A 22,538-nucleotide genomic window follows, 5' to 3' on the forward strand; every position below is an offset into this window, starting at 1 on the left:
AATAGGAATGAGAAGAGATATCAGAGAAGGAGTGAAAAAACATATGATTGATGGCATAAAGCCCAATTATACTGCGTTAGCGGAACAATACGGATGTGACTATCGTACGGTTAAAGCAGCGTATGAAGAAGCGTTACAAGGTAATAAACCTAAAACAAGGAGGACATATCCGAGTAAATTAGATTCATTCAAACAAATCATAGATATCAAGTTAGAAGATCAATGTACCGCTAAAAGTATCTTCAAATTCATACAAAAGAAAGGGTTCAATGGGAGTTACAGTCTTGTTAGAGACTATTGCCGTGGAGTGAAAAAAGAACGGATACAGAAAGCAACGGTACGCGTCGAATATACGCCTGGTCTTTCAGCACAAATCGATTGGAAAGAAGAAATGCGACTGATAAGCAGTCAGGGAGAAGTCTTCCGCTTTAATATTTTTCTTTATATATTGCCCTACTCAAAGAAGAAATTTATTACGCTTACCTTTGATCGTAAACAAGATACATTGTTTGAGTGCATGAATGATGCCTTTTATCACACCGGTGGTGTTCCAGAAGAAATATGGTTCGATAATATGAAAACTGTCGTCGACCGGTCACGAACTCAATTCTCTCAGGTTCATTTAAACGATCGCTTCTATTCTTTAAGTAAAGATGCAGGGTTCAGAACAATGGTCTGTCGCCCTTTTCGCCCCCAAACAAAAGGCAGCGTAGAAGCTCTCGCTAGAACAATGGACCGGTTACGGGTTTACAATCATGAATTTTATGATTCGACAGATCTCATTCGAATCGTTGACGAACTTTGTGATGAATTAAATTCGGAAGTGTCTCAAGCAACGGACGAGATTCCTGATATACTTTGGAAAATTAATGAAAAAGAGCACCTCCATAAGCTAAAAGATGACTTGTTAAATCCTTATTTTGAAGACTCTATTCGCCGTAAAGTCACAAAGGAAGCAATGGTCATTTTCCGCAAATGTAGGTACTCTGTAGACCCTCGCTATATCGGAAAAGAAGTTAACTTGGATCTTTCCGAAAACGAAGAGCACGTGCACATTTATTATAACGGAGAACAGATTCGTTCGCACCCACTTACCACAAAAAGATTGAACTATAACCAAGAAGATTTGGTTCAGATACTTAAATCAGATGTCATGAGCCACAAAGAAGAAGATGACATCCAAGAACATATTAAACGAAGTTTAAAGCAATATGATTTACTGGAGGTGCCTTCGAATGAGCAGTAACTATCAAAAGCTATTAAATAATCTAGAGGCCTTGAATTTAAAACATATGAGAGAATATGTGCCAAACTATGTTGAAATTGCCAATCGGGATGAGCTTTCTTTAACAGAAGCTCTTTTAGAATTAACTAATCAAGAATTAGACTTTCAAACGAATCAGACTGTGGAACGTGTCATCCAGCGCGCACACTTTCCCAAACGAACATCACTTGAAGAATTTGATTTCAACTTTCAACCAAGCGTTAACAAAAAAGAGATTCTAGACTTGAAACATATGGCTTTTATGGAGAAAAAAGAAAACTTAGTTTTCATTGGAAACCCTGGTGTAGGGAAAACACACCTTGTCATTGCATTAGGCATTGAAGCATGTCATCAAGGCTACCGTACGCTGTTTATCAGTTGTCATGAATTACTTTTACGTCTTCGTTCTGCCTTTGAAAAAGGGACCGTCGATCGTGTTCTGAAACGATATGCCAAATATGATCTTTTGATTATTGATGAAATAGGTTATTTACCAATTCAAAAAGTTGAAGCTAACCTTTTCTTTCAACTATTAACGATGCGTTACGAAAAGAAATCAACAATGATTACGACAAATATTATCTTATCTCGATGGGGGGAGCTATTTCAGAATTCTGAAATAGCCGCCGCCATTCTTGATCGCCTGGTTCACCATGTTAAAGTCTTCAAGATTACTGGAAAATCATATCGTATGAAAGGGAAAATATAAATGGACTTCTAAATTAGACTGTCAAAAACCTACATTTTTATTCTGTCATAAACCTACAATTTTATACTGTCCTTGACATAAAAATAGAAAAGATCTCTTTAAAAAGAGATCTTTTCTATATAATTTTAACTAAAATAAATCTAACGTTTTACTCTACTTGTTTCTGCTCTCTCTCATAAATACCACCTTTGCCAAAGAAATCTTTTGTAGATTTAGCAATGACTGGACTTAGAATCAATAATCCTATCAGGTTAGGTAGAGCCATCAATCCATTTAGCGTATCGGCTAATGCCCAGACTACTCGCAGACCTCCAACTGATCCAATCACAATTAATGGTAGATAAACTAGTCGATAGATAATGATGGATTTTGGTCCGAATAAGTATTCCATGCAGCGTTCTCCATAATAAGACCAGCCTAGTAACGTTGAAAATGCAAAGAATATCAGTCCGAATGTCACGACATATCCACCATATGGTAATCCTTCTTCAAACGCTGCAGTCGTCAGTGGTGCACCATCGAGTCCAGTATCCCATGCTCCTGTCATAACGATAACTAAAGCAGTTATCGTACACAAAACGATTGTATCTGCAAACACTTCAAATACACCCCATAAGCCTTGTCTTACTGGGTGATCTGTGGTTGCTGCCGCATGTGCGATCGGCGCACTACCAAGACCCGCTTCATTCGTGAATATCCCTCTGGCAACACCATATCTTATAGAAAGCACAATAGAAGAGCCCACAAATCCTCCAGCCGCCGATGAACCCGTAAAGGCATCATGGAAGATCACTCTGAATGCTTCTGGTATCAAACGAATATTCAATAAAACAATACTCACACCACCGATAATATAGACAGCTGCCATAAATGGCACAATAATTTCTGTAACTTTTCCAATCGATTTGATTCCTCCAAGAATAACCAATGCGACTAATATCGCCAGTACGACTCCGGTTATTAAAGGATTGATCCCAAATGTAACATTTAAAGAATCCGCCACTGAATTGGATTGAACCATATTTCCGATTCCAAATGTCGCCAATGTTCCAAATACTGCAAAAATGACTGCCAGCCACTTCATATTAGCGCCTTTGCTTAAGTAATACATCGGTCCCCCGACAAACCGGCCGTCCTCTGTTTTCTCTCTATATTTAATAGATAAGACAACTTCACCATATTTTGTCGCCATACCAAACATTGCGGCGACCCACATCCAGAAAACTGCGCCTGGACCACCGATAGCTATCGCCGTTCCGACACCCGCAATATTCCCGGTGCCAACCGTTGCCGCTAAAGCTGTAGAGACCGCTTGAAAGGCTGTGACTTCTCCTTCTCCGACTTGGTCTTTTTTAAACATCTTAAAAAATGTTTCTTTAATTATATAACCGAATTTAGTAAAAGTAACAAAATGTATATATATCGTTAAAAAAATACCTGTTCCGAAAATCAGTAATAATAATGGCCATCCCCAAACCAGGTCATTAACAAACTCGTTGACCTTCATGATCCATTCCATAAAACCTTCCATACATCAGACTCCTTCAATTTACTTTTCATATTATAATTAATAATAATACCACATTAAAGAAGTCTGATGTTGAGCAAATTCATGAAAAGAATTAAGGTTGCGTTTACAGTTTTGTTTTTTAAATTTCCACTAACTAAACAAAATTTAATCCGGATAATTTACCTGTTTCTACCAAGATGGTACTAATGCTCCTTTAAATTCTTCTTCAATAAATTGTTTGATCTCAGGAGTCTTGTAATACTCTACAAATTGTGCCAATGCTTCGTCATCTTTATTTTCTGTTCGAGATACAATGTAGTTCACCTGGAATAAGTCATCTACATCTTCCATAAACAAACTTGTTTCAGCTGGATTCATTCCGGCATCAAGTACAAAGTTCGAGTTAATTCCTGCTGCTCCAACATCTTGTAATTGTGCTGGTAATTGAGCCGCTTCAGTTGTCACAAAATCCAGATTTAATGGATTTTCCTCAATATCACTAGTTGTTACCTCTATACTGGAACCTTCAGGCAGTGTAATCAGACCTGCATCTTCAAATAGTTGCAGTGCACGTCCTTCTTGCGTTGGTGAATTAGGAATTCCAATAACATCCCCATCTTTAATTTCGCTGATGTCACTATATTTTTCTGAATAAATCCCCATAGGAATGGTAACTGTTGGCTCTATTTTCGTTAAATCATATCCGCTATCTTCTACTACCGTATCTAAGAAAATGCCAGTCTGAAAGGAATTAATATCCAAATCACCTTCTGCTAAAGCTGTATTAGGTTTTACAAAGTCTGTAAAAGAAACGACTTCTATTTCCAGTCCATCTTCTGCTGCAATTTTTTTAACTTCGTTAACAATGTCTTCGTGCGGTCCCGCCGTGACACCAACTGTTAGGACACCATCACTCAACAAATCCTCAGATTCTGCAGAATCTGATTGTCCAGCTCCACACCCCGTTAAAATTACTCCTGTTGCTATAGTTGCTAATACTCCCCATTTTTTACTCATTCTAATTCCTCCAAATATTATTTTAATTTATCCCGTTTAAAAACTTACACTTTTACTGAGTAAGGTGATAATCGTGCAATTCGTCTGGCTGCTTCCAATAATCGGTCGTCTGGTTGGGACAACCCAATACGGACATAACCTTCTCCTAGACTTCCAAATCCATCTCCCGGAGCAACTAATACATGTGCTTCGCTCGCCAGGAATTCCATAAACTCTTCTGAAGTGAATTCTCCCGGTGCTTTCATCCAAATATAAAAAGAACCTTTTGGTTTGTTGATTTCAAGTCCACTTTCCGCTAATTCAGCTAAGAACAAATCGCGTCGTCGCTCATATGTAGCCGTCAATGCTCGGACAGATGACTGGTCTTCTCTTAATGCTTTCGCTGCTGCTCTTTGGATTCCCCCGTACCAGCCACAGCCAGTATGATCCTGCAGCAAATTGATTCCTTCGATGACAGAAGCGTTTCCGACTGCAAAGCCCATGCGCCATCCGGCCATATTATGCGACTTAGATAACGTAAAGAACTCAATTCCAATATCCTTAGCTCCAGGCGTCTGCAGAAAACTCAATGGTCGTTCGCCATCGAACCCGATTGTGCCATAAGCAAAGTCATGAGCCACACAAACATTATTCTTCTCTGCAAACGTAACTGTTTCAGCAAAAAATTCAGGCGTTGCCACTGCAGAGGTTGGATTATTCGGGTAATTTAAAAACATCAGTTTAGCTGCTGCAGCTGCCTCCTTACTGATCAGGTCATATCTCGGTAAGTACTGATTTTCTGCCAGCAAAGGCAATTCTGCTACTTCAGCACCTGCCAGGGCAATACCTGACAAATAGTCCGGATAAGTTGGATTTGGCAACAACACCATATCTCCAGGATTTAATAAACATTGACTGATCTCAACAATCCCAGCTTTTGAACCCTGTAGAATCGCTACTTCTTTCTGGGGATCAAGCGTTACTCCATACTCACGCAAGTAATACTCAGCAACTGCCTCTCTCAAGTAATCAAATCCTCTAGCCGGTCCATATTGATCATTTATCGGATCACTGGCAGCTTCTTTTAGTTCGTCCACAATAAATTCAGGTGCCGGCAAATCTGGATTTCCCACCCCTAAGTCGATCACATCGGTATATTTTTCTTTATACCCTTTCTTTTTTTCTGCAAGATAACTGAAATATTGTCTCGGCAATCGTTTTAATGTATCTGACGTCTCGAAATCAACCATCTTTTATCCTCCATTCTATTTAGATGATTTTCCCTTTATATATTCTTCTAGCTCTACTATGGCGTTTGTCATTTCTCCTTGAGAAACTGGATAACCAGATTCTTTTAGAGTCGCATCCTTGACTATTTCCCCGGCGAATGTTTCTAATTGCTCATTTGTCAGGTAACTTAATTTCAAGTCTGCTAACGACTTGGGTAATTTTAATTCTTCATAGAAGTCAGTCAACTGATCTATTTCGCGCCATTTTCCCTCATAGGCTAACTGTATCATCACACCATAGGCTACTTTTTCACCGTGCAGGTATGCATGTGTTTCTGGAAAGACAGTGATTTTATCATGAACCGCATGTCCGATAGTTGTACGTGCATAGCCATCTCCCAGCCCGCCAACCAGACCACTCACAGCAATAATTGTTTCCACAACCTGAATGAAGGCTGATGTTAGTGACTGACCCTTTATGTCAGCTACCGCCTGCTCTCCATACTGAACAATGTTATTCTTACAATTCAAAGCTGCAGCTCGTGCCATAAGCAGAAATGCATTATTTTGGTGTGCTGGTTGCGACAAGATGACATCTGATTCATACCATTTGGCTATCGTATCCGCCACTCCGGCAATAAAATAATTTACTGGAGAATCAAGCACCAGCTTCGGTTCAATCAGCAATATCCCTACTTGCTTAGAATGAATATCATGTCCCAAGCAAACACCGTCAGCTGTATACATTACACTTAAAGGTGTCCAAGGTGCACAGTTACTTGCTAGAGTTGGAATCAGGATAGAGTTTACTTTCGAAGATTTAGCAGCTGAATATTTGACTGTATCCATTAGTTTACCGCCACCTACCCCAATAATGGCATCGGCATTTATTTGACTGGCAAGATCTGCGATGCGCTCAACTTCTTCGTAAGTACATTCTCCATTAAATGTACTCAACTCTATTTCAACATTACTTCCCAACAGCTCTGACAGATAAGGTTGGGCGATTTCCCAAGAGGTTGTTCCATGGACGATCACAATTTTATGAATATCATGTTTATTAAGTCTTTCATTCAGTGAATCTAATACACCTACTCTGCATTCATACTCTTGAGGACCCGTTCTCACGATTAATGACATATCTTTATCCCTCCAATTTTTCAAAAAAAAATTCCGCCCTCACACAAATAAACTTTGTGCAAGGACGGAAAATAAAATTCTCTCGCGTTACCACCTTGATTTACAACCACTTCACAGTGACTGCCTTAACCAGTGCGTTCAGTCCTATAGACTTACTGATACTGTGGCGCTTTATCGGGCGCACCCGTAACGGTTTGAAGTTCACAGAACCTTCGACCGTTTCACTCCAAGACCATCTTCCATCCCTTTTCCGCTACCTCATCCCACCAACAGAGGCTCTCTATAAACATACTCCAGAATGTACTCTTCTCTTCAACGTGCAGGTATTATACTCTTTTTAATATTTATCTAATCATGATTTAATTTCCATAATAATAGCAGTCTAAAAATCATTTGTCAAATGTATTTATATATATATTATTGATCCAGATCATCAATCCTATAATGGCTCCGATTCAAGTGACATCACCCCAGCTCCGGCACAATTACTAAGATGAATTTCCACTATTTCACTTTTTTAAAATAGTAGGTTATTATTTTTTATCTATTAGGTCTTCGCTAAAACTACTCATCTCTATAAAGTTATATTTTCCACCGTTGGTTTCCTGCACTTTTTCACCTATATAGTTAAATCCAACTTGTTCATATAACTTTATAGCTCTCTGATTGAAGTCCGCTACTGATAACCATACTTTTACAGATGAGTGTTCTTCTTTTATGTACTGCAAGATTGTTGTAACAAAGTTCTTCCCCAATCCTTTCCCTGTTAAATCAGGTTTCAATCCCAGACCAAGTTCGATTTCATTCTCTCCTGACTCTTTAGGGAAAATACCAAAGAAGCCAATCAGCTTGTGATTCTCTAATACTGAATAATAGTGATGGCCACGAGAAACAGGGTCAATAATTTCTTCATAGTCTTCCAGATCCGCCGTCATATCGTAAAAATCATATGGCTGCGGATACTTCCATTCGTCCGCAATCTCGATAACTTCTCTTTGATTCATTAATCTGATTTGTATGTTATCCATTATCTGTTTTACTCCTTTTTAATTTCCTTTATTACAAACTAGTTGTTGCAACTGATACTATTGCTTTTCCTATTGAACAATTATAATACGCCAAATTTTAATATTATACTTATTGATTATTTTACAATTTAAATTTTACTTTTCATAGTCTTCATGTAAGTCTGAGAACTACAAATTATTAACCGTTACTTCGTAAACTTTAGTATGCCGACCTGTTTCAGGTAAAATATCATCAAAGTATATCTTCCTTCTAGCTAGTTTCTTATTCAGTAGTGTTTTCTTTGTAAATGCCTATCTATTCTAATTAATTCATGTGAATGACTATAAGATAGTTTAATTTAGATTAAGAGAAAATAATGTTCATTCCGTTTGAATAAAATTCACAATCGGAATAGAATTGAGATGTCAAATCATATAGGAGGATCATATAATGAGATACACAAGTGGAAACTACGAAGCATTCGCAAGAAGCCGGAAACCTTAAGGCGTTGATGAAAAGAGCGCTTATATTGTCGGTGCTGGCTTGGCCGGATTATCAGCTGCTGTTTTTTTGATACGAGATGGACATATGCAGGGTGAAAATATTCACATTTTCGAAGAGCTGTCCCTTTCAGGTGGTTCTTTGGATGGAACCTTTATTCCACACGACGGGTTTGTTACTCGTGGTGGTCGTGAAATGGAAAGTCATTTTGAGTGTTTATGGGATCTTTTTCGCTCTATTCCTTCTCTTGAAGTAGAAGATGCTTCTGTCTTAGATGAGTTTTACTGGTTAGATCACGATGATCCAAACTCTTCTAATTGTCGTATTATCCATAACCGTGGAGAACGTGTTCCAGATGATGGACAGTTTACATTATCGGAAAAAGCACAAAAAGAATTAGTTGAATTATTCATGACTTCTGAAGACCAATTAATTGGTAAAAAAATTGAAGATATTTTTAGTGATGAATTTTTCGAATCAAATTTCTGGTTGTATTGGTGTTCAATGTTTGCGTTTGAAAAATGGCATTCTGCAATTGAAATGAGACGCTACGTAATGCGCTTTATTCACCATATTAAAGGCTTACCTGATTTTACTGCATTAAAATTTACTCGTTTTAATCAATATGAATCTTTAGTTAAACCTTTGTTAACCTTCTTAAAAGATAAAGGTGTCGACTTCCAATATGAAACACAAATCAATAATATCCAAGTTGACATTGATACCGAAACAAAAGTTGCACGCAATATTTTATTGACCAAAGATGAAGAAACACTAGAAATTCCTTTGACTGAAAATGATTTAGTTTTTGTTACAAATGGATCTATAACGGAAAGTTCTACCCAAGGAGACCATTACACACCGGCACCTATAACGCATGACTTAGGCGGAAGCTGGAAACTTTGGAATAACTTAGCCAAACAATCTCCAGAATTCGGGCATCCAGAAGTCTTTTATGAAAATCTTCCAGACGAAAGCTGGTTTGTTTCAGCAACCGTTACTTGGGAAAATTTTGATATTGAGCCCTATATTTCTCGTTTAACACGACGGAAATTGAGAACAGGTAATATAGTTACCGGCGGAATTATTACCATTAAAGATTCTAATTGGCTAATGAGCTTTGCCGTGCATCGTCAACCACATTTCAAGGGACAAAATGATCACCAAACGATTATGTGGGTATATGGCCTTTTATCAAATAAACCAGGAAATTATATAAAAAAACCAATCGAGCAATGTTCCGGTCAGGAGATTGTACAGGAATTAATGTATCATCTAGGAATAGTGGAAGAAGATATTCAAATGCTATCTGAAAAATCTTGTAAAGTGATTCCTGTTTATATGCCTTTTATTACTTCGTACTTTATGCTCAGAGAACCAGGAGACCGACCTTTAGTGGTTCCAAACGGATCAAAAAACTTGGCCTTTATCGGGAATTTTTCAGAAACAGAACGCGATACTGTATTTACTACTGAATATTCTGTCAGAACGGCTATGGAAGCTGTTTACCAGTTACTAAATGTCGAACGTGGTGTTCCTGAAGTTTTTGCTTCTGCTTATGATATTCGCACACTTGCTGATGCGATCTACTACTTGTCAGATAAACAGAATCTCACAGAAGCTGATCTTCCTTTTGTAAAAAGAAAATTGGTAGATGCTGCTATTAAAAAAACTCAGCATACGTATATAGAAGAGATTCTAAAAGAAGCAAACCTTATTTAACAGCTTCTTATCCATTGTTTCCCATTTGAAACAATTCTTTATATGCAGAATGAGCGTTCCGAAAAATAAAATTACTGAAGAAAAATCACGTAGACTCTATAATTTAGGGTATGGATGAAGAGATTCGTTCATACCTTTTTTATAGACTTTAAAATATGTTTATTTCAAGAGAAAGCAAATCCCCTACTATCTATCTTATTTCGATAAATCAAAAGTAAACATCCTATTATAATTATTGGTCTGTTCCTAATTCATACCATTTTATATCCTCATATCCGTATTCTCCGGTGGCTCTGAATAACAAGTCTCCATTCACTTTTGCGATTTCTACTGTATCATTGACTTTGTATACAAGCTTTCTTTCTTTCCCTTCAAGATCCATCTGATAAACACCATTGTCTTCTTCTAGATACATAGAACTTCTTCTATATAAGGAATAGAAAATCCCTTGTTCCGTTATGGTAAAGTTGGAGATGTTGTGTTCGACAAGTACTTCTGGTTCAGATTCTAAAGTCGTTTTCACACGGTACAGTCCTTCGTTTTCCCCAATATAGTAATAATAATTCTCCCACTTCACTAGATCGTGCATTTCTTCATTCATAATCGTGCTATGATAATTTCCAGGAGTATCTCGGATAATGGTTTTCAAATCTCCCTCCTCTTCAAAACTACTAATGATCAACTGGTTATTATATACAGCTAGATCTGTAGTAAATTCCGCATGTACACTTTGGACATCATTTCCATTAAGATCCATTTTGTATAAACTAGATTCATCCTCAGCATTAATAAAATAGATCCAGTTATCATAGATATGGAGTTGGGTTGCGCCACCCATCATATAAAGAGTCTCACTTTTTTCATTCTCTAAATTCATTCTTTTAAGTGCAGCCTTATCTTCTATAAAATCCTGCTCTGTGTAATAAAGCCAGTCTCCAACCAGATTCAGTTCTTCTATCTCCCTATTTTTTTCGGCTGTTACAAGAGTCTGACTATCTCTAAGTTCTTGTTTTGCTTTCTTGATTTGATAGCCCTCTTCTACATAAAAAATATATCTATCGTTCGCTACTGCGAAGCTGCCGTTATTAATATTTTCAACAGAGTTTCCTATTATCTGATCTTCCGGCATTTCAACTATGGTCTCTGCCTCCACAAAATTATTGTGGTATAAACGCTTTATCTCCCACAACATACCGCCATTAAGTATGGATGGGAAGATAATGGCAAAAGCTACAGCTCCAATTGTACTTTTATACCAGCCTTTTTCTTTTTTCTTGTCACGATCACTTGTATCCCCGCCAAGATCAGTAATCAATTGGTCAACATAGTAATATGGACCTGCGAACTCAAGCCTATTTTGTTTATACTCTGCCGATATTTTACTATTAAGTACGATACGATTTGGAAAATCAAACCTTGGTCTAACGATCATTTCATTATTATGTAAAACCAGAACTTCCCATCGGTTTTCATTTAAGGTTTTTTTGACACCTTCAAAAGTCGGCAGATAAATTCCTGCTTTATGATACTGGTATCTTTTTATCAGAGGCACTAAATAACTTGATAAAGCAATTAAGAATAAAATAAAAGATTCTTCAAATAGATTATACAACTCTATATTGAACGTAACTTCCAAAATAACATATAAGATAAAAAATATGGGTATCAGATATCCGATAGTAGCACGCAATCCGATATTGATCCAATCTCTGATTTTTTCCATTCATACGATCCCCTTTCTTTTGATTCAAGTTAACTATGTATTGATTTTTTCTCAAACTTCAATTGCTGTATTGTTCATATGTATTCCTGTTAATTACTTCTATCTTAGCAAATCCTGCATTCATTAGAAACCGATTTTTAGTAAATCATTAACAAATTCCTATTTCTTAGAAGGTTACAGAATGATAGATAATAAAGCTAAAATATGTTAAGATAACACTACAATAGAATAGCAAAGCTTATTAAGAGCAAGCGGAGGGAATTGGCCCAATGAAGCTTCAGCAACCGACCTTTTGGCACGGTGCTAAATCCAACAAGTGTGAACTTGGAAAATAAGACCATCATTCAGGCGCACACTTCTTAATTACTAAGTGACGCTTTTTTTATTGCAAAATATAAAAGGAGAGGTTAAGTAATGGAAGTAACAAATACTGAAGTAAAGCACTATTTCGAGGAGCTGCAGCAGCAATTGTTAGCTCAGCAGGCACACTGGGAGCAAGTCGATCCGTATCCTCACGCAGTAGGGGTTCTGATGCGCGCCAATCGACTCGGCTGGTACGAGAAGATTTTGCCTGAGATTGAGAATGCTATCAATACACTAGAGGATATTGACTATAGAAAAGACTTTATCAATTAAAAGAATAAGGAGCAGCTATCTGACAGATAACTGCTCCTTATTCTTTTAAAAACTTATATATTTAACATCTTATAGAACAAATTAAACAAAGATTCTAAAAATTTTGGTCCTTTAAAATACTGAAGCATTCTAACTATAATCTTTTAGTCGCGGATTTATACACTTCTTTATCACTTCTCTTACCGATTGCTAGAATTTGAATAATCTCCAAACCTTTTTTCGTCTCTCTGAAAACAACTCTTAAACCTGCTTTTTTATGTTTTAGCTTTCTACAGCCTGAAAGTTCTCCTCTTAGAGCTTCACCAACCTGCATGCCATATTTTTCAATTTTCAAAATCGATTTTCTTATTAAAATCTGTTGCGATCTGTCTAACTTTTTAAAATCCTGAATAGCCTCTTCAATAAACTCAACTTTATATACCATTTATTCCCACTCATCTTCTTCATCAGGATCAAACTGCATTTCCATTAATGTTTTCCCAAATACTTCTTCGACTGTATAGGTTTCAGGACTTTCTTGTGTATCGTATCGAGCTAACCGCTCAGCAACTTTAGTTTCCAATACTTTTTCTTCTAACTCTTCAATCAAATCTAATAGACCTTCATACTGTTGTTTCGAAATCATAACGCCCGCAACATTATCCCGATTCAAAATATATACACCTTGTTTTAATTCTTCGGATTTCTTAAAAATATCCATAGGACTTTTTTTTACATCTGAAATAGAGCCCTTTGGTATATTCCTAATCATTTCAATAGCCATCATATCTCCTCCTTTTTTATTTTAATTCTATTATATCATTTTTAAAAGTCTTTAAAAAGTCTTTTAAAATATTGAATTCTATAAAATGCTGACACTACTTATATATTGAACAGAATAACCAAAAAATCTCTAGTATGTATGATCAGAAAGTTCTTTATTATTGATGAGAGATAGCCCGATGACTCACTATAATGTAGGAAAGACTTGCTTTATCTTCAACTTTTGATACTCTAACTATACATAAACTATTATATGAGTGGTTACCAGAAAGGATACTGATAGAATATGAAAGCGTTGATCAACATTGATTATACAAATGATTTTGTTGCTGAAGACGGTACATTGACATGTGGAAAACCCGGACAAGCTATTCACGATAAGGTCTTATCCTTAACTAAAGAATTCTATGAAGCGGGCGAATTTGTGGCTTTTACAATCGACAAGCATACTGAAAATGATCCATACCATCCAGAGACTGGACTATTTCCTCCCCATAATATTGAAGGAACCGACGGACGTCTGCTCTACGGCGACTTGGAAGCTTATTACCAAGAAATCAAAAATGCCAAAACTGTTTACTACACGGATAAAAGGCGGTACAGCGCGTTTAACGGGACAGATTTAGAAACAAAGTTGAGAGAACGAGACATTACAGAAGTACATTTAGTGGGTGTCTGTACAGATATCTGCGTGCTGCATACAGCGGTAGATGCTTACAACAAAGGCTTCTCAATCGTCGTGTACCAAGATGCCGTCGCAAGTTTTGATCAAGCTGGACATGAATGGGCACTAAGACACTTTAAGAATACACTTGGTGCAAAAGTCATTTAGTCAACTATAGATAGTTAAAAATCTCCTCAATCCTTTATAGGATTGAGAGAGATTTTTTAATTCCAATTTGAAATGATGAATACCTACCTGAATACTTTGCAACTTTTTGTTTTATTGAATACAATATAATGAGCGACAAAATTTAATGGTAATTTCAATCTGATCTTCACCAGGTAACTCCCAATAATCTATGAAAAATTATGTTTCCCAAATTTCTCGTTGCTCGTATGATGATTTCTGTCGATGAAGGTAATATAATCCAATCATTGTCTGGATTAAACAGCTTTATAACAGATCCAGTAAAGCAACGAGAAGTATAAGAAGGCATGTTTAAAAAACTTCGTTTTTTTGAAGTTTTTCGAGATATGTAAAATCACTTCTACAGTATTAGTCCGTGTACTGTAGAACACTGTTCCCGAAAGATAATAAACGGATCCACTTGTCGGGCATTGTTTTTGCATCATCATGGACGAATGGAATCCTCACAGGAACTTCGCCATCTAATGACTGATGTGGACGTAGAAAGTTGAAGCAGGCAGTAAAGCAAGCGACATGAGCACGTGCACCATTTTGAGATTTAAATCCATGGGTACCACGGTAATTGCCTTTGTAAGTCCGGTTCAATCGTTCGATGATTTGTTTAAGGGGCCTATATTGTCTAGATACTTCGTCCTCGTTGGTTAAACCAATGACTTGAGTGATATCGAAGTTCAGGCCGTGTTGGGCCAGGAAATGTTGTGCCAGTTTGTAAATGGGGTTTCCGTCAACGATGAGGTTTAAATCCTCAGGGATTTCGCTAGCTATATAGTGGTCGAGCACATCGTGAATGGCCCTGATTGCTAATTCAGTATTGCGTTTTTCAGACACTCTTTGGGATAAGATGATTTTATTCTTTGCATCGAAGAAGTAACAGATATAGTGCCATTTTTTCCCGACACGGATGTAGGTCTCGTCTCCACAGATCTGATCAGAAAGATCATAGGGGTAGTGTTGAGTAAGGGTGTAAAGTTGAGCCCCTGCTGCTGCCGCGTAGTTTAATATCGTCTGTCTACCAATCTTTACTCCGTGTATGTCGTAGATTAATGCGGCAACCTTAGGTGCAGGAAGGCCGTAATTAACGTGGTAGGTCAAAATCTCACCTAATAATCGAGGTGAGGCATGAATGCGACTTAAGTCAACTGGCGATTCAATCAGTCCATAGGACTTGATGTCCTCGAGTTTTAAATTAAACTGACGATAGACGTATCGTAGCTTTAAGTAGTATGGTGCGACAGTATAGAGTTCCTTTTGCTCCTCACTCAACTGGTTTAACGCCTGAATATAATAAGGACAAGTGTCGTTTTTACACTTGTAGATGTCGAATTCAGACCGTTGTTTAATCTTCTCAAGACACTTCTCACAGTGAGGACATTTGAGAATGACATCTTTAGAGTAATGATTCTTCGAATTAAATAAAGCACAACAGACTTTGCACTGATATTGTCCGTGCACACCATTATTCTTATAGAGATAGTTATGGGGCGCATGACACTTAGCGCAACGTACATTTTCAGGAACTTCAGAAGATGACTTGTGGCGACGAACAGGTTTGATCGGTTTACCTGCTTCCACGGCCTGTTTTAGAAGGTATTTATAGTCCGCCCGTTCAAGCTTTACAACTTTCGGTGGGTCATCAAGGGTCAATTTGTTGTAATCAAGCTTTGTGATATCGGTCCCTTTAGGTGGTCGATCACCCGCATCTTCAAGCCAAGTAATATAATCGTTTAAAAGTTGAATTAAACTGTTTTGCCACTTGATTTTATTAACTAAATACATGATAATCTGAAGTAGATTAGGCATCTCTTTTCACTCCTTAAGTGATGAATGTTTGTTTTAGTGAACTTCATTTTATCAGATTAAGGGGGGGAAGAGGTGCCTTTTTGTATTTTAATTGATAGAGCAACGATAGTTGCATTAAAACAACACGAAAAAACAAAAAAATTGGTAATTACTCTTCACCATAATGGAGTGAGAACATGAAAGTATTTTTTAAATTTTTATTTATTATGAACATCGTTTCAGTTTTGCTAAGTATCCTTTACCTTGTCTTCCCTATAGAGACTGTCTATCTGAATGGTTATGGCCTATTATTGATTGTTACACTGACCGGTAATATTATCGCCAGTGTAATTGGAAGCCAATCTATAAAGATAGATTATACTTACCTTATCCTGTCCAGTGTTGGACTTATAGCTGTGATGCTTTTAAACACAGTTGCTTCATTGTCTCCCACGAATGCCTCCTCTAGAAGTGTACTATCGATTGGTATTCTTTTTTTAATGATGATTCTGGGCGCTATCGTCACTCGTACACCGCATATAAAAAGGTCAACTAGAGGACCTTTTCTATCACAAAGACTGTCAGAAAAGAAAACAAATAAAGTCATTAGAATTATCCTGATGTTATTATTAAGTATTGTCTTATTGATTGGTGCTTTTTTAGCATTCGTTATAGTAACGGGTATAGATGTAGGATTAGTCCAAGTCGTTATCTCTCAATATAGCTTATTTTACAGCTTGATCTTTCTCAGTATTGCGGGTCTTTTACTTAAAATTTCAATAATTAAGCTGCGGTCAATCATAGGGGTTCTGATTTCATTTTTAGGTATCTCCTTATTCGTACTCTTCAATTTACCTTTATTCACTCTACCGTCTCTATTAAATGAAGCAAAGACCGACTATACTGAAGTATTTGGCGAAGAATGGAAAACGATTGGAGAAGACAATTCTTTATTTATGAGCAGTCCAATATCTATTCCAGGTTACTTCTTTGGGGTACCTTCAACAGAATACAATGTTACTGAAGATATCTTATTTTATGAAGGAACAGAAGGTGTGGACGAAGGACTGGAACTTCGGTTCGATGCATACACACCACCCGTCAATGCAGATCAACTCCCAGGACAAGGATCTACCTTGATACGCATTCATGGAGGCGGCTGGAACTCGGGTAATAAAGGATCCGAAAATTATTCGCAAATAAATAAATACTTTGCTGCTCAAGGATACGTCGTTTTTGACGTTCAGTATGGGCTGAACGATCAAGACCAGTTTGTCGAATTTGCTACTATTCCTGATGAAATTGCGGGTGATTTTTCAATAGATGATATGGTACGTCATCTGGGAATCTTTACAACTTATCTGGCAGATCATCATGAAGAATACTCAGCCAATATAGACTCCGTATTCGTTTCAGGTGGTTCAGCTGGAGGACATCTGGCTAATGCTGTGGCACTGGGATTATCTAGTGGTGAATACACTGAGCTGTTAGACGACAGACTGACTGTCAATGGAATCATTCCTATCTATCCTGCAAACGGACTAGCTGGTTATCAAGATATCACCGGAGAAGACGAACTGGTCGATCCTGCCTTACTTGTAGAGAAAGATAGCCCACCTGCTTTAGTCTATCAGGGTCAGCACGACACAATCGTTGATCCACAAGTAGCCGAGAACTTTAAAGACGCTTATCTGGAAAATAACAACACCGAAATTGCCATCATCCGCATGCCTTACGGTGAACATGCCAGTGATTTGTACTTCCCTGGATTTTATAGTCAAACCTTCATATACTATATGGAAAGATTTATGTATCAGTATAGATAGATATGGACAGCTCCTATCTTCACGATGAAAATCACTTTCCATCTTTATTAATGTGACATTAAGTATATTTTTGACTTCATGCTTAACGTTGCTTTATCAATGTTGATAGAAATTACTTGATCGACTTTTTAAGTAGTATTTGAATTAATCTATTTTTTCTCTCACTATTAATTCTAAATTTCTTTCTAGTTATCTTTGCATAATATTTTTCAGGAGATTCTCTCAATTTTAGTCCTATTATCTACAATTTCTGAATTACATTGAAACTTTCATGCAAAAAAGAGTCGTATATCAAAAATTACTGTTATGATTTTTAAGTGAAAATTATTCTATTTACTTTGTAATTAATTGTAAGCGGTGAATAGGTGAACACCTACAAATAAAAATCGGACACTTCTATACTAAGAAATGTCCGATTTTTATGTTGAATGTCTAACGACAGTCGTTCTGCACTTTTGGATGCCATGGCAAATAAGCCTCCAAAGGTGTATTTTGTCGATTGGGGAGGTGAGTTAAGAGGTACTCCAGATATTTTCTTGGATGCAATCCGTTGGATTTGGCCGTTTCAACTAGGCTTAACATTGTTGCGACGGCCTGTGCACCTTCTATCGATTTAGAGAAAAGCCAGTTTTTTCTTCCCATAACGAGAGACTTGATGCCTCGTTCAGCCAGATTGTTAGAAAGTACAAGACGCCCGTCTTCCAGTACATTCATCATGCGCTCTTTCAGGTTCAATGCATAGTTGACCGCCGTGCCCAACTTCCCATGCGCCGTCAACGTTTCACACCAGTCAAAAAAAGCCTCAAGCTTGGGCTTTACTACTATTAGGCGCTGATCATACCGTTCATTGACAGATAAGTCCTTTAGGGACTTATCCAACGCAAATAATTCATTACACAGCGTGACCCCTTTATGAGCGACACTTTTACTGGAATAGTTCTTTGGACGTGCTTCATAGAACTTTCTTCTGATATGTGCCAAGCAGGCAACCATCGTCATTCCTGGAAGATGGTTGTATCCAGAGAATCCGTCACTATGTAGATAGCCGGTATAGTTCTCTAAGAAATCTCTGGGAACAGATCCGCTGCGTGACGGACCTAGCTTGAAGATATGTATGGCACGCTCGGCATATGCGCCGGTACTGAACAACCACATATAGGACTTTTGTCGCTCTTTGTCGTTTAGTACTTTGAAGGTCGTTTCATCGGCGTGTAGAACCTTCTGGTTCAAAAGGACTTTGTGCATTTCAGCCACCATCGCTTCGAAATAATACTGTGATGTTTTAATATGCCAGTTTGTAATGGTGTGGCGAGGAATCGGATAACCAAGCAGTTTCCAATAAGCCTCTTGACGATAGGCGGGAACTTTTTGCTCGATCTTCTGATACATCGTTTCTGCGATCAGTGATGCAGAAGCAGCTGTATTGTTTAATGGAAGTCTAGGGATCTCTGCTTTGGCAAAAGGCGTACGCGTTCCGCTTTTCTCACAGTTTGCGCAAGCATAGGTTTTCTGGAAATGTCTGTGGTTTTCCACTCTTGCCGGGATAAATTTAACTTCCTGGCGGATGAGTTGTGTGCTGATTTCTTTCATAGCTGCTTTGCAGGTTGGACACGTACAAGATTCAATCTCATGAATATGATCAACCGTAGGCAAAGAAGACAACTGCTGGTCTTTTAACCCTTTTCGTTTTTTGCGACGACTAATGGTCGTCACGATCACTTCATCTTCGTCGCTTTGGTCACCAGTCTGCTCTGGTTCGCTAAAAAGGGAATCATTGAATAGATTGCCTTGGTTGGGATCCTCTTTCAACGTTTCTTTCTTTGGGCCGTATAATTTCTGAGTTAAGAATTCGATCTGTTCTTTCTGTAAGGAAAGCTCATCATCTTTCTGAGCAATAAGGGTCTTCAGTTGTTTGTTTTCTTCTAACAGCTGATCGAGCTTTTCAATAATCACTTCAAACTGTTTTTCACTCTTGATCGACATGTCTGCTTCTCCTCACATAAATGGTACTTAAAGTTTACACTAGTCCGGAACAGAAAACGAGAGAGCCATTGATTTTTTTATCAATTTCTCTCTCGTTTCTTAGGCTATACTCCCTTTGACTGCGGGTTTAACAGAGACTTTCTGGTCGATTGATAATCCTTCCAGCAGCCAACGCAGTTGTTGTGCGCTTAACTTTTGGATCTCGTTCTGATTACGCGGCCAGTTTAATTTTCCGTTCTCTAACCGTTTGTATAAGAGAAGGAAGCCGTCGCCTTCCCAGTAAAGCGCTTTGAAACGGTCTTTCTTTCCTCCGCAGAACAGAAAGAGTGCCTCACTGTATACATCCATATCATATTCTTCCGTGACAGTGGCGGCTAACCCATCGATTTGTCGGCGCATATCTGTTTTACCACACACAATAAAAATATTCTCTACTTGAGTAAAGTCAACGAGTTTCATTCGATGACATCTCCGCAAGGAGCACTCTCAAGGTTGAGGGTTTGATTCCTTCATAGATAAGCAGCTCCGCTTGATTCTGTTTGAATTGCGCCACTAATTTCTGTGTCGGCTGTTTTTTCTCACCTGCAGAACGATAGATAGGATCACTCTGCAATGTTACCGGTACGATCGTTTGTCTCTTGTTTTCCAAATAAAAACCTCCTGCATCCTTAAGCTGTCTTAAGTTTAACAGGAGGCTGTCAAGCCTCATAGGTACCTAGCTATTCATCGCTTACAATTAATTTCCCCATTCTTTGAAAACCTTCCATCATATCTAATCTTGCTTAGATATGATGGAAGGCTTTTTTTATATTTAATATATTTTAAATGATCAACCTAAAACTTTTCAGTTAATACAGAGAATTCAATTACTATTTCATTCTATTTTCAATAATACATTATTGGAATGCCCTGAAGAAATTGTATTTGACTACTGTTCTGTATGTTTTATACAGCTTCACTTGCTGTATAAAATCAGTTCTTATATTGCTCCTTCTGATTAAAATCTAAAGAAACCTTTTTCACTTTCCTTTAGTAACTTACCCTATTTATATTAGAAGTTTATTAAGAAAATTTTATTGTTATGTGTAAGTTCACTATCACTTCATCGAAGCACATTAATCAGTATATACCTTTCATCAAAAAAGTATTTTAGTTATCTCGCACCTTTTCAACCAATAACTTTAATTCATTTTTGAACGCATTTGAATACTCTAAATAGTTCATATTTTTACTTTTGCTGCTGTTATGAAAATATTCTTTTCTACGAAGTTCCTGATAACCATTTTGCATATTTATTTCTTTTTTTAACTGATAATTCTCTAGGAAGAAATTAAGTTTCTCTTTGTTTATACCCCATTCATCGACAAATTCAGAGATTTGTTCATCCATTATTATGATATTTTTAATTGCCTTATTTTTCTCCTCATTAGTTTTAGAGGAGGATCTAAACGGTTCGCTTCTTTCTACTATTAGATCTAATATGTTTAATTCCTTAGCATTTTTGTTACTTTCACTTATAATTTTCGAAAAATAAATTTTATCAGTATTATATCTTAGTATAGGAGAATAATTGAAAATATCACAAAAAATATCAACTTCTAGAGTATTTAAAAACATATTGTTAATTTCTATTTCTTGCAATTTTGATAGTAAATTATTTTCTTTCTGGAAAAACATACTCAATTTTAATTCTTCATCAGCAAAATCATTTACTTTTAAAACACTTATTTTATTATTAATTGTTATACTTGGAAGTGAAATATCATCTATACCATACATCTCTAAATGTTCCACTTTAGGAAAATGTACATTAGCAGTTGAAGAATCTATTTGGATTTTTATAATTGTGCTTTCTATTCCTATATCCATTATTTTCTGGTTTACAGTCAAATTATTATTATATATCACTATAAGCCTATACATATTAGCTAATGAGTGTTCAATAGTTATTTCAAAAATGCTTTTAACATTAAGTTCATTGGCATCGTCTTGAAACTCATTATTCTCAATTTGTAAATTTTTCATTTCAGGAAGCTTGGATATGTCAAACTGACTATTACTTTCATCAAAGATTATATTATTATTTTTCATGATACATTCTTCTAGTTTGTTAATATCTATTATATTATATAAAGCTTTCCATTCAAACGTAGAATTTAAGATTTCTATTCTATTAGCATACTTTAAACTATTCTTGAAAACTCGATTCGCAAATAATTTTGATAATGCTTTGCTATCTTTAACTTCCTGTATGTGGATTGCAAAATTCGGTTGGAATTCGACAGTATATTCCTGTTCGAACTGTTCTAGTACCTTTAATAGATTCTCTAACTCTATCTTTCCATTTATACTTATTTGCCTTAGTTTGTAAACTATGAAACTATGAGAGTCTATTTGGACATTTTCGAAGATCAAACTACTTTCTTTATCCTGTGGAATTGAAAAAGTAAAATTATCTTTTACTAAATTATAATTTTCTAAACCGTCAATCACAACAAGATCTTCTTGTTTCTGCAAAACATTAAAAAATGGTATAAGATATATCTTTTCAGCTTGCTCCCTTCCTAATTGTTTTATAAAGTATTGCAGTTTTGTAGAGTAATCTTTCTCGTGATAAAATAAATATATTTTGTGAGCTTTTTCAAAAAAAGGTTTAAGAAATATAAAATCGCTTCCTATAATAGAGTGACCCATTATAAAAAGATTGAAAGATTCATTCTTATTCGCTTTCAAATTTTGAATTAGTCTTTGTCTATTTGAAAATAAAGTAGGATCATTTTTCATTCTCACTAGTTTATCGTTGGTTAATGAGTCATTCAAATTAACATTCTTTAAACCTTCACTTCCAGTAAATCCCCCTCCGAAAATGATATTGTTAT

General features: G+C 36.7%; 18 protein-coding genes, 1 pseudogene and 1 riboswitch. Of the genes and pseudogenes, 6 read left to right on the forward strand and 13 right to left on the reverse strand.

Annotated features, from left to right (window positions below; all coding sequences use genetic code 11):
* Positions 1-7: 7 nt before the first annotated feature.
* Positions 8-1,246, forward strand: a complete 1,239-nt coding sequence (istA, locus tag BKP56_RS01210; RefSeq protein ID WP_072693367.1) for an IS21 family transposase — start codon at positions 8-10, stop codon at positions 1,244-1,246.
* A complete protein-coding gene (istB, locus tag BKP56_RS01215; RefSeq protein ID WP_072693368.1) occupies positions 1,236-1,973 on the forward strand; it encodes an IS21-like element helper ATPase IstB in 738 nt (245 codons plus the stop codon). The genes istA and istB overlap by 11 nt, the downstream gene beginning before the upstream one ends.
* Positions 1,974-2,121: 148 nt before the next feature.
* On the opposite strand, the gene BKP56_RS01220 is transcribed toward istB, so the two are convergent.
* From BKP56_RS01220 to BKP56_RS01240, 5 genes are all read right to left on the reverse strand, one after another.
* A complete protein-coding gene (locus BKP56_RS01220) occupies positions 2,122-3,504 on the reverse strand; it encodes an alanine/glycine:cation symporter family protein (RefSeq protein WP_198033964.1) in 1,383 nt (460 codons plus the stop codon).
* 168 nt (positions 3,505-3,672) lie between these two features.
* On the reverse strand, positions 3,673-4,500 hold the full coding sequence (locus BKP56_RS01225) for a MetQ/NlpA family ABC transporter substrate-binding protein (RefSeq protein WP_072693369.1): 828 nt from the start codon (positions 4,498-4,500) through the stop codon (positions 3,673-3,675).
* 44 nt (positions 4,501-4,544) lie between these two features.
* Complete coding sequence (locus BKP56_RS01230) at positions 4,545-5,729, reverse strand: aminotransferase class I/II-fold pyridoxal phosphate-dependent enzyme (protein ID WP_072693370.1); 1,185 nt, start codon at positions 5,727-5,729, stop codon at positions 4,545-4,547.
* Positions 5,730-5,744: 15 nt separating this feature from the next.
* Positions 5,745-6,848 carry an iron-containing alcohol dehydrogenase family protein gene (locus BKP56_RS01235; RefSeq protein ID WP_072693371.1) on the reverse strand — a complete coding sequence of 368 codons (1,104 nt, stop codon included), beginning with the start codon at positions 6,846-6,848 and terminating at the stop codon, positions 5,745-5,747.
* A gap of 533 nt (positions 6,849-7,381) precedes the next feature.
* Entirely contained in the window at positions 7,382-7,876 is a 495-nt protein-coding gene (locus BKP56_RS01240) for a GNAT family N-acetyltransferase (protein WP_072693372.1), read from the reverse strand.
* A gap of 430 nt (positions 7,877-8,306) precedes the next feature.
* Between BKP56_RS01240 and BKP56_RS01245 the strand changes: the two are divergent.
* Positions 8,307-10,079, forward strand: a pseudogene (locus BKP56_RS01245) (oleate hydratase).
* A gap of 232 nt (positions 10,080-10,311) precedes the next feature.
* Here the strand turns inward: BKP56_RS01245 and BKP56_RS01250 are convergent.
* Positions 10,312-11,802: a DUF5050 domain-containing protein gene (locus tag BKP56_RS01250; protein WP_072693373.1), complete on the reverse strand. Its 1,491-nt coding sequence runs from the start codon at positions 11,800-11,802 to the stop codon at positions 10,312-10,314.
* 235 nt (positions 11,803-12,037) lie between these two features.
* Positions 12,038-12,140: riboswitch (SAM riboswitch) on the forward strand.
* 76 nt (positions 12,141-12,216) lie between these two features.
* Between BKP56_RS01250 and BKP56_RS01255 the strand changes: the two genes are divergently transcribed.
* Positions 12,217-12,438 carry a hypothetical protein gene (locus BKP56_RS01255; protein WP_072693374.1) on the forward strand — a complete coding sequence of 74 codons (222 nt, stop codon included), beginning with the start codon at positions 12,217-12,219 and terminating at the stop codon, positions 12,436-12,438.
* 133 nt (positions 12,439-12,571) lie between these two features.
* Here BKP56_RS01255 and BKP56_RS01260 read toward each other — a convergent pair whose 3' ends face one another.
* Together BKP56_RS01260 and BKP56_RS01265 are read right to left on the reverse strand one after the other, a co-directional pair.
* Positions 12,572-12,862: a type II toxin-antitoxin system RelE family toxin gene (locus tag BKP56_RS01260; RefSeq protein WP_072693375.1), complete on the reverse strand. Its 291-nt coding sequence runs from the start codon at positions 12,860-12,862 to the stop codon at positions 12,572-12,574.
* Positions 12,863-13,201 carry a type II toxin-antitoxin system Phd/YefM family antitoxin gene (locus BKP56_RS01265; protein WP_198033965.1) on the reverse strand — a complete coding sequence of 113 codons (339 nt, stop codon included), beginning with the start codon at positions 13,199-13,201 and terminating at the stop codon, positions 12,863-12,865.
* Positions 13,202-13,486: 285 nt separating this feature from the next.
* On the opposite strand from BKP56_RS01265, the gene BKP56_RS01270 reads away from it, so the two are divergent.
* Positions 13,487-14,032, forward strand: coding sequence for a cysteine hydrolase family protein (locus BKP56_RS01270; protein WP_072693376.1), 546 nt, complete (start codon positions 13,487-13,489; stop codon positions 14,030-14,032).
* 387 nt (positions 14,033-14,419) lie between these two features.
* Here BKP56_RS01270 and BKP56_RS01275 read toward each other — a convergent pair whose 3' ends face one another.
* Complete coding sequence (locus BKP56_RS01275) at positions 14,420-15,871, reverse strand: DDE-type integrase/transposase/recombinase (protein ID WP_072693377.1); 1,452 nt, start codon at positions 15,869-15,871, stop codon at positions 14,420-14,422.
* A 176-nt stretch (positions 15,872-16,047) separates the two neighbouring features.
* On the opposite strand from BKP56_RS01275, the gene BKP56_RS01280 reads away from it, so the two are divergent.
* Positions 16,048-17,676, forward strand: coding sequence for an alpha/beta hydrolase (locus tag BKP56_RS01280; RefSeq protein ID WP_072693378.1), 1,629 nt, complete (start codon positions 16,048-16,050; stop codon positions 17,674-17,676).
* Between the two features lie 432 nt (positions 17,677-18,108).
* Here BKP56_RS01280 and tnpC read toward each other — a convergent pair whose 3' ends face one another.
* From tnpC to BKP56_RS01300, 4 genes are all read right to left on the reverse strand, one after another.
* Positions 18,109-19,659: an IS66 family transposase gene (gene tnpC / locus BKP56_RS01285; RefSeq protein WP_083540432.1), complete on the reverse strand. Its 1,551-nt coding sequence runs from the start codon at positions 19,657-19,659 to the stop codon at positions 18,109-18,111.
* 99 nt (positions 19,660-19,758) lie between these two features.
* Positions 19,759-20,118, reverse strand: a complete 360-nt coding sequence (gene tnpB, locus BKP56_RS01290) for an IS66 family insertion sequence element accessory protein TnpB (RefSeq protein ID WP_072693379.1) — start codon at positions 20,116-20,118, stop codon at positions 19,759-19,761.
* Positions 20,105-20,308: a hypothetical protein gene (locus BKP56_RS01295; RefSeq protein WP_072693380.1), complete on the reverse strand. Its 204-nt coding sequence runs from the start codon at positions 20,306-20,308 to the stop codon at positions 20,105-20,107. Before BKP56_RS01295 ends, tnpB begins: the two co-directional genes overlap by 14 nt.
* A gap of 500 nt (positions 20,309-20,808) precedes the next feature.
* A complete protein-coding gene (locus tag BKP56_RS01300; RefSeq protein WP_232226914.1) occupies positions 20,809-22,449 on the reverse strand; it encodes a hypothetical protein in 1,641 nt (546 codons plus the stop codon).
* Positions 22,450-22,538 lie beyond the last annotated feature (89 nt).

Origin of the sequence: Marinilactibacillus sp. 15R (genome assembly GCF_001895285.1) — a bacterium.
GTDB lineage: Bacteria > Bacillota > Bacilli > Lactobacillales > Carnobacteriaceae_A > Marinilactibacillus > Marinilactibacillus piezotolerans.